This window comes from uncultured Paraglaciecola sp., from assembly GCF_937123705.1.
Lineage (GTDB): Bacteria > Pseudomonadota > Gammaproteobacteria > Enterobacterales > Alteromonadaceae > Paraglaciecola.
In genome coordinates, this window is sequence record NZ_CAKZKO010000193.1 from 1 (window position 1) to 7,248 (window position 7,248).

6 protein-coding genes and 1 pseudogene are annotated in these 7,248 nt (G+C 41.9%); 4 read left to right on the plus strand and 3 right to left on the minus strand.

Annotated elements, in window-relative coordinates; translation table 11 throughout:
* The first annotated feature begins 171 nt into the window (after window positions 1-171).
* Both Q0688_RS23735 and Q0688_RS23740 read left to right on the plus strand, forming a co-directional pair.
* On the plus strand, window positions 172-396 hold the full coding sequence (locus Q0688_RS23735; RefSeq protein WP_299083136.1) for a type II toxin-antitoxin system CcdA family antitoxin: 225 nt from the start codon (window positions 172-174) through the stop codon (window positions 394-396).
* Between the two features lie 14 nt (window positions 397-410).
* Window positions 411-719: a CcdB family protein gene (locus Q0688_RS23740; protein WP_299083138.1), complete on the plus strand. Its 309-nt coding sequence runs from the start codon at window positions 411-413 to the stop codon at window positions 717-719.
* A 56-nt stretch (window positions 720-775) separates the two neighbouring features.
* Here Q0688_RS23740 and Q0688_RS23745 read toward each other — a convergent pair.
* Together Q0688_RS23745 and Q0688_RS23755 are read right to left on the minus strand one after the other, a co-directional pair.
* Window positions 776-1,989: pseudogene (locus tag Q0688_RS23745) on the minus strand (iron-containing alcohol dehydrogenase).
* A 91-nt stretch (window positions 1,990-2,080) separates the two neighbouring features.
* Window positions 2,081-4,048, minus strand: coding sequence for a fatty acid desaturase (locus tag Q0688_RS23755; RefSeq protein WP_299083143.1), 1,968 nt, complete (start codon window positions 4,046-4,048; stop codon window positions 2,081-2,083).
* Between the two features lie 116 nt (window positions 4,049-4,164).
* Between Q0688_RS23755 and Q0688_RS23760 the strand changes: the two genes are divergently transcribed.
* Window positions 4,165-5,196 carry an AraC family transcriptional regulator gene (locus Q0688_RS23760; protein ID WP_299083145.1) on the plus strand — a complete coding sequence of 344 codons (1,032 nt, stop codon included), beginning with the start codon at window positions 4,165-4,167 and terminating at the stop codon, window positions 5,194-5,196.
* A gap of 120 nt (window positions 5,197-5,316) precedes the next feature.
* On the opposite strand, the gene Q0688_RS23765 is transcribed toward Q0688_RS23760, so the two are convergent.
* Window positions 5,317-6,735: a serine hydrolase gene (locus Q0688_RS23765; RefSeq protein ID WP_299083147.1), complete on the minus strand. Its 1,419-nt coding sequence runs from the start codon at window positions 6,733-6,735 to the stop codon at window positions 5,317-5,319.
* A 159-nt stretch (window positions 6,736-6,894) separates the two neighbouring features.
* Between Q0688_RS23765 and Q0688_RS23770 the strand changes: the two genes are divergently transcribed.
* Window positions 6,895-7,248, plus strand: a 354-nt coding sequence (locus Q0688_RS23770; RefSeq protein WP_299083149.1) for a glutathione S-transferase N-terminal domain-containing protein, incomplete at its 3' end; no start/stop codon positions are given.

Genomic DNA, 7,248 nt, shown 5'->3' on the forward strand with positions numbered 1-7,248 from the left:
TATGCTAGCCACCCATGTAGTAGTCGATGGCAACTTAGTTACCGGACAAAATCAAAACAGTGGCGCCGAAGCTTCCCAGCATATTTTGGAGTTGTTGGCGAAGTAAGGGGAATTGACAAACCTTAAATGCGCACTATATTGTGCGTATAAGAGATTGCGTAAAGGTCAATTATGGGAACTGTAAAAGAAAAAGTGAGAGTGAATGTCTATCTCGACAAGACCATAACAGAGGATGCCAAACGCTTAGGTATCAATCTCAGTCATAGCTTAGAAAATGCGCTGAAGTCTGAGTTAAAAAACAAATGGAAAGAGCGAAACCAGCAGAAAATGGAGGCATATAATCAAAACATAGCTTCTCACGGTTTACCATTTGATGACGACGATTTATGTATTTAATAGGAAAATGATAGATGGACCAGTTTGATGTGTTCGTCAATCCCATGGCTAAAAGCAGAAAAAGTTATCCATACGTTTGTTCGTTACAGAACCAACTATTCGAAGATATGTCCTCTAGAATAGTTGCATTTGTGTGTAGTGATGAATCCATCGCATTCGATAAAATAAGTGTGCCAATAACAATATCCACCAAGCATTATTTTGTGTGTTTAAACGTTATCGCAACCATTGAAAAAAACCGATTAGAAGAATTTGTCACAAATGTCTCTGACTATCGAGAACAGCTTCTAGCCGCTCACGATGCACTGTTTACTGGTATCTAACACTTTCTCCACTTTCAGCGCTTTCAATCAAAGGATGTTGATATGTAGCTTGGTTATCAAGCCTTCATCATCTTACTGATCAAGTTTTCACAGCCCATTTGGTCTAAATATTTAGGCACTGCATAGGGCGTAAAGTGCGCTTCTTTTAAAGCAGATCTGGCCAGTTCTGGGATATCCTTTGCTTCTAGGTTTTCAAAATAGTGGGGGATGCCCATGCTTTTGATCATCTGTCTGACTGCTGCGATAAATGTTTTAGCCGCATTTTTATCCGATACGCCATTATCCACTATATTCGTAAGCCGCGCTAAGTTAGCCAGCTTATCTTCAATATTAGGTAATGAAAAATCCAACACTTGGGGCAAAATGATGGCATTTGCTATCCCGTGAGGTACGGCATATTTTGCGCCTATGTTGTGGGAAATAGCGTGAACATAGCCTAAACCAGCGCGCGAGAAAGCCATGCCAGCATAATAAGACGCCATCGCCATACTTTGTCGTGCTTGCACGTTTTTGCCATTAGTGACCGCTGTTTCAAGGAGCTTAAAAATAAGCTTAATGGCTGATAATGCCAGCTCATTGGTGTGATCAGTGGCGTTAGTTGAAATGTAGGCTTCAATTGCATGGGTAAGGGCATCTACTCCCGTGGCAGCCGTAATGGCTGGCGGTAGTTCTAGCATCAAGTTGCAGTCTAATGCGGCCATTCTAGGTGTTAATTTAGGGTCGATTATCACCTCTTTCTTGTGACTTTCGCTATTTGAAATAACCGCCGCTGGCGTCACTTCAGATCCTGTGCCTGCGGTAGTAGGTATGGCATACAGGGGCAAAATGGCTTGTTTAACTTTAAATACACCTGCTAATTGCTGAGCTGTTTTGGTATTGGTAACACAGGCAGCAATAGCCTTTGCAGCGTCGATTGATGACCCGCCGCCAAAGGCTAACACCCCATCACAATGATTTTTTAAGACCATCTTAGTGCCCTGTGAAACTTGCTTGGTATCTGGGTCGGCTGCACTCCACTATAGATACTGATTTGTATATTTTGACTGGCTAATTGTGCGATAACCTTGTCGGCCAACTTCAACTTTAGCAGCACTTCATCGGTGACTAACAACACATGTTTGTGACCCATTTGCGCCAGCGCATTACACATTTCGATCGAGGCATCTTTACCGCAAAAAAGAATAGGGTTATTAACGGGAATTAACTTACCTAACCATTTCGAAAGTGTTGCCAGCAATTGATAACCTTTGACTTTGAGTTGAAATAACATGTTTGGGTTCCGTTCAATATTAATGATAATAAATAACCCGAACTCTGGATAAATAGAGCTACTTACGATCGTTGTTTATTCAGAGTTCGGGTTAAATGGATGTCACAGTAGCATCGGTCAAGGGGTAGCATTGACAGGCCAGCGTATATCCATTGGCTTGTTCTTGGGCTGTGATCCCGGGCTTTGAGTTGGGGATAGTTTTGACTTTGCCGTGCTTGACTCGTAATTTGCAACTGCCACAAGTGCCATTGCTACAACCATGAGGCAGCGAGATTTTGTTCGCTTTGGCTACTTCTAATAAGTTTTGGTTAGAGGCAACGTTTAATTGATGTTGCACGCCGCCCAGCAAAGCAAGGTTAAGAGTATGTAACTCGCCTATGGGCTTGGTGAAGGTGGTAATAAATTCTTCTATGTGAATGTGTGAAGGTGGTACATTATTCACCTCCAAGCTGCTAACCACTGAATTTTTCATCCCTTCTGGCCCACATATATAAAATTCAGTAGTTGATTTAGCCGAATAGTTATCTGTTTTATCGGTCAATAAAGGCAGCAATGACTCTAGGGTGGCTTGATCTAAGCGACCTGTTACATCTATGTTGTGGGGATTATCTTCAAGAATATAATCCACAGTTAACTTTGCTTTGTGCGCCGCAGCAAGGGATTGAATAGTGTCATAAAACATTATGCTTGGCAGATTACGGCAGGCATATAACAGGTGAATGTGTTTTTTATTAAGGGTATTTTCAGCTAGGGCGGTTTCTAAAATAGACAACACTGGGGTAATGCCACTACCACCGGCAATCAAAACTAAGTTCTTAGTTTGCAAATGGCTTACACAAGGGTAAACAAAGTCGCCAAATGGCCCTTTAACAATCAGCTCATCACCCACCTTTAAGTCTTGATTGATAAAACCCGAAACAAGCCCATTAGGGGTATGGCGAACACCTACTTCAAGCACACCTTTATTGGGTGTTGCGCATAAAGAGTAGCAACGGGTTTGTTGCTCGTTACCCAACCACTTACTGACAGTAATATACTGGCCGGCTTTATAGTCAAGCCTTTCACCCTTGGGTAAAGCAAAAGATACTTTTACAGCATCACGGGTTAAACGCGTTATATTTGCCACTTTAAGCAGCATATTCACCGATTTACCACCATGGCTTAAATTTGAGGTATTCGGTGAGCTCATAAATTTTGGACGTAAGCCGTTACTGATGTCTTCAATAGGTGCGCCATTTTTATCCAAATCGGGCAATATTTTTTCGTAAACCTCTTGGTATTTATACCAAGGCAAACGGGGAAACATGTGATGAATTAAATGATAGTTTTGTCCTAACAAAAGTAGGTTTAACAGCTTACTTGGGAAAATTCGCGTGTCTTTATAGCGATCCCGAGATTTGTGCGGATGATGAGGAATATAATCAAAAAACAGGTATATAAAGGTGGAATTAATCAAAGCCGGAACAATAGCCAAGTAAAGCACTTGTGTGCCATAACCCGCAATAGTTAACCCAACCAAAGAGCCAATCATCAAGACAGTATAAACGGCTGAGCTAAAGTAGCTATCTTGCAGTCCCTTATGGTGACGAAATTTTGTTGCTGCTGTTTTAGCATACTGACCGGGAAGCAAAAATATATTAGCAATGACCTGGTACCAACGGGTTTGAGGGGGGAAATAATCAGGGTCGCGATCAGGGTCGTTAGTGAATGCATGGTGCTGAGCATGCAAAAAAGTGAAATATTGATAGGGACCCAAAATCATTGGTATGGACGATAACCATCCTAAACAAGATTCTAATGGCTTTAATGATGAGCCCATTTTTACAATACTGCCGTGACCTGCCTCATGCATCACAGTAAAGCTTGCATAAGTGAATATCGCGCACAATGGCGTAGCGATAAAATAGGATAATTGACCTTGTAAAACACTACTGATAATTAACCAGTATCCAAGGGCAATACCTATCGCTAGGGCAATGGTACCCCATGCAACACCAGGTACTGACTCTTGCCATACGCTAGCGTAATCAGTCTGTTCTGTTGATTTGGAATGTGGCATATAGGTTTACTCACAAAAATCTAAGGCTTGTATAATAAGGGGTAACAAAGGGATTTCTATTTTCTTCACTTGCCATTATGATTGTCATTAACTGCCAAATGTCCTTATAAAAAGCCATGCCTTGCAAACAAGTGATCAATAAATCTTATTTTTTAAGCGTATTAAGCCTTGATTTTGCGCCAGCCGAAAAGGTGCTTGAAAACACCGGACTAACGGTTGCTTACCTTAAAAAAAACCAACATATTGATATATCTTCGGCAATACAGGTTGTCAAAAACCTCTACAAGTACAGCCATTCACCAACTTGGCCGAGTGTCTTTGGTAAACACCTTGGTATTTCTGGCCATGGCCCCGTGGGTTATGCCGCTTTGAGTGCGCCCACTCTAGGGCATGCAATAGAAACGTTGATGACATGGGAGCAAGTTCGCAGCGCCTATGCATGGGAAATACTAGAGCAGCAAGAGGATTTTGAAGTATTGCTGCATGACACCACAGGTGATGCAACTTACGAAGCGTTTAATTTTGAAGCCAGCATGAGTCTATTTGAAGTATTGATACCTACTATCTTAGGCGGCTATTGTCGCTCCGATGTTAAGATTAATTTTAAAGAGCAATCGAAAGATAAAGAACAAGACTTGGTCGCCTTTTACCAGTCCCAGCTATTTTTTGGACAAGATAAAAATTCAATACTGATCCCCAAAGCACTTTGGTCAAGCCCCTCTCCGTTATATGACAAAGAATCACACGAATTGAACGTCAACCGATGTAAACAGCTGTTTGAACAGCTCAATCAAAACGTTGAACTTGATATTTTAGTAGCCAATATCATTGCTAAACATTTTGATCAAAGCATATCAGCCGTCATTCCGCTATCAGCTGTCCCCTCTCAAGCTCAATTATGCGCAGAATTACACCTGTCTGGCCGTACCCTAATGAGAAAACTAAAAACGGCTAACACTTCCTACAAACAAATACTTGAAACCGAACGGCGAAAATACGCCACCACCTTGTTAAAAGACGCTCGATTTACCGTACTTAAAATCGCAGACATTTTAGGCTACAGCGAGGTTGCAAACTTTTGTCGCGCGTTTAAAACTTGGTATGGGGTCAGTCCGTCAACGTTTAGGCAGTCGTTAAGGGATAGATGAATGCCAACGTCATTTTATTTCAGGGAGCATTATTGATTGAAATGATAGCCAGCCCCTCATTTTGAGTGCAATGGAAAGGCTTAATCCCATTTTTACTCATGGTTTTTTCTCGCGTATAAATCAATCGCTTGCAGCCAATGCTTTGGCAGCTACTTGGGGTGTTGGTAAGGCGTCAACCACTGTTTTGATAAGCTTATCTAAATCAAATTTTGCTGGAGCATAAGTCATACCTTGACGCACTATGACTAAATCCATTGAAGGAATAATCACTATATATTGTCCGTAGTGACCTTTGGCGGCATACATATCTTCGGGTAAGTCTGCGTTCCATTGGTTTTTTGAGGGTGCGTTTAACCAAAACTGCGCTCCATAAGCATTACGTTGCATAGAGGCTTTTGACGGGGTGCGAGTGAAATCTACCCAACCTTCAGGAAAAATGCGCTCGCCGTTTATCACGCCATCATGCAAGTACAACAACCCCAAGCGAGTAAAGTCTCTGGCGGTAGCATATAAACTTGCCCCACCTAGGAAGGTACCTGAACTGTCTGCCTGAAAAAAACTCTTGCCCATACCGAGTTTATTAAACAATTTTTCTTGAGCGTAACGGAAATATTGTTGATCATCATTTAAAGCTTTGCGGGCAATATATTGCAATAAAACCGAATTAGTGGTTTGGTAGTCCCAAAAAGAGCCAGCTTCTTTATCTAAAGCTTGTTGCGCGGCGTAGGCACCTGCGTTTTTTTCTGCATATAACATTCTGTTAAGTACATTTAATGGATCCGATTCCATCTCTTCTTGGTAGGCAAAACCACTGGTCATGTTTAAAATATGCGCTAAGGTGACGTTGCTTTTAAGACTGTTTGGCTTTGACCAACCATCAAGCCCAGTAGCCGAATTGATAGCAAGTTTTCCATCCTGCACCAAAGCGCCAGTTACCGCGCTTGAGAAACTCTTGGTCACTGACATGGCTCTATGAGGGATATTTGGAGCCCAATCATCGGCATAACGCTCGGCAATTATGTGCCCTCGATAATGCACTATGACAGCGCGGGTAAATTGTTGTTGATTGCGCTGAGATGTTGATTCATAAAATGCGGCATCCAGTCCTTGGTTTAACACCTTGTAGTCAACGTCCAAAAGGTTTTTGTTTACCTCTGGCCAATTTGAGGGTGTGGGCGATACGAATTCACCTTTTATACCTTGTTGTCGCAATTCATCCAGATCGCTGTCAACCACTATGCTGCAACCTAATCCGGGCCTATGTAAAGCATATCGCGTGCGAAGTGCTATGGGTCCAACGTTAAATTGGGTGGCGACATAATCACTATATATTTCTGAAGAGGTGACTTTGCGTTGTAAATCGGACAAATCATTGGCCGTGATATCCGCTTTATCGCGACCTAGCATAATAACGTTAGTGCAGTAGGTTTGTGCCACATAACCCGCCGCAATTTTGGACGCGCCCAAGATAAAGTGCGTAACATAAGCTATGGCAACTGTTGCTATTACAGCTGCACCTAAGAATAACTTCTTAATCATCTGTCTTCCTTAATGTTTTTGATACATAGCGTATTAGTACGCATTGCTGTATTGCCAAATTGCTAAGTATTGGGCCATAAATGTGCTGATCTTATTTCCAGCTTGTATTCACGAATACGTTATGTCATAAATAGTGTCATTACAATTATGGGAAAAAGCATGGAAAATAGCGCTAAACAATCGGCCACAGTATGGTTAGAAAACAAACTTCACCAACAAAGTAAAACCTTGCTAAAAGGGCAGGAGCACTTCTATCGAATATGGCAAGCACAAGGTTCTCCGTACTCCCATAAAGTGATGGCCTATATGCATTACAAAGGCATTCAATATAAAAAAATACACTCGAATCAGTCAGATCTTAAATGGATAGTAGAAGCCGCGGGGCAAAGTATTGTTCCTGTTATGTTGAGCCCTGACGATCAAGTGATGCAAGACTCCACCCCTATTATTGAGTACTTAGAAGCGCAATACCCTGAGGTTTCGACCATTCCAGAAGACCCGTCATTGGCATTT

Bases quoted from the DNA above. Each gene is read 5' to 3' on its own strand.
- Q0688_RS23735 (WP_299083136.1), top strand. From the start codon at position 172: ATGGGAACTGTAAAAGAAAAAGTGAGAGTGAATGTCTATCTCGACAAG.
- Q0688_RS23740 (WP_299083138.1), top strand. From the start codon at position 411: ATGGACCAGTTTGATGTGTTCGTCAATCCCATGGCTAAAAGCAGAAAA.
- Q0688_RS23755 (WP_299083143.1), bottom strand. From the start codon at position 4,048: ATGCCACATTCCAAATCAACAGAACAGACTGATTACGCTAGCGTATGG.
- Q0688_RS23760 (WP_299083145.1), top strand. From the start codon at position 4,165: ATGCCTTGCAAACAAGTGATCAATAAATCTTATTTTTTAAGCGTATTA.
- Q0688_RS23765 (WP_299083147.1), bottom strand. From the start codon at position 6,735: ATGATTAAGAAGTTATTCTTAGGTGCAGCTGTAATAGCAACAGTTGCC.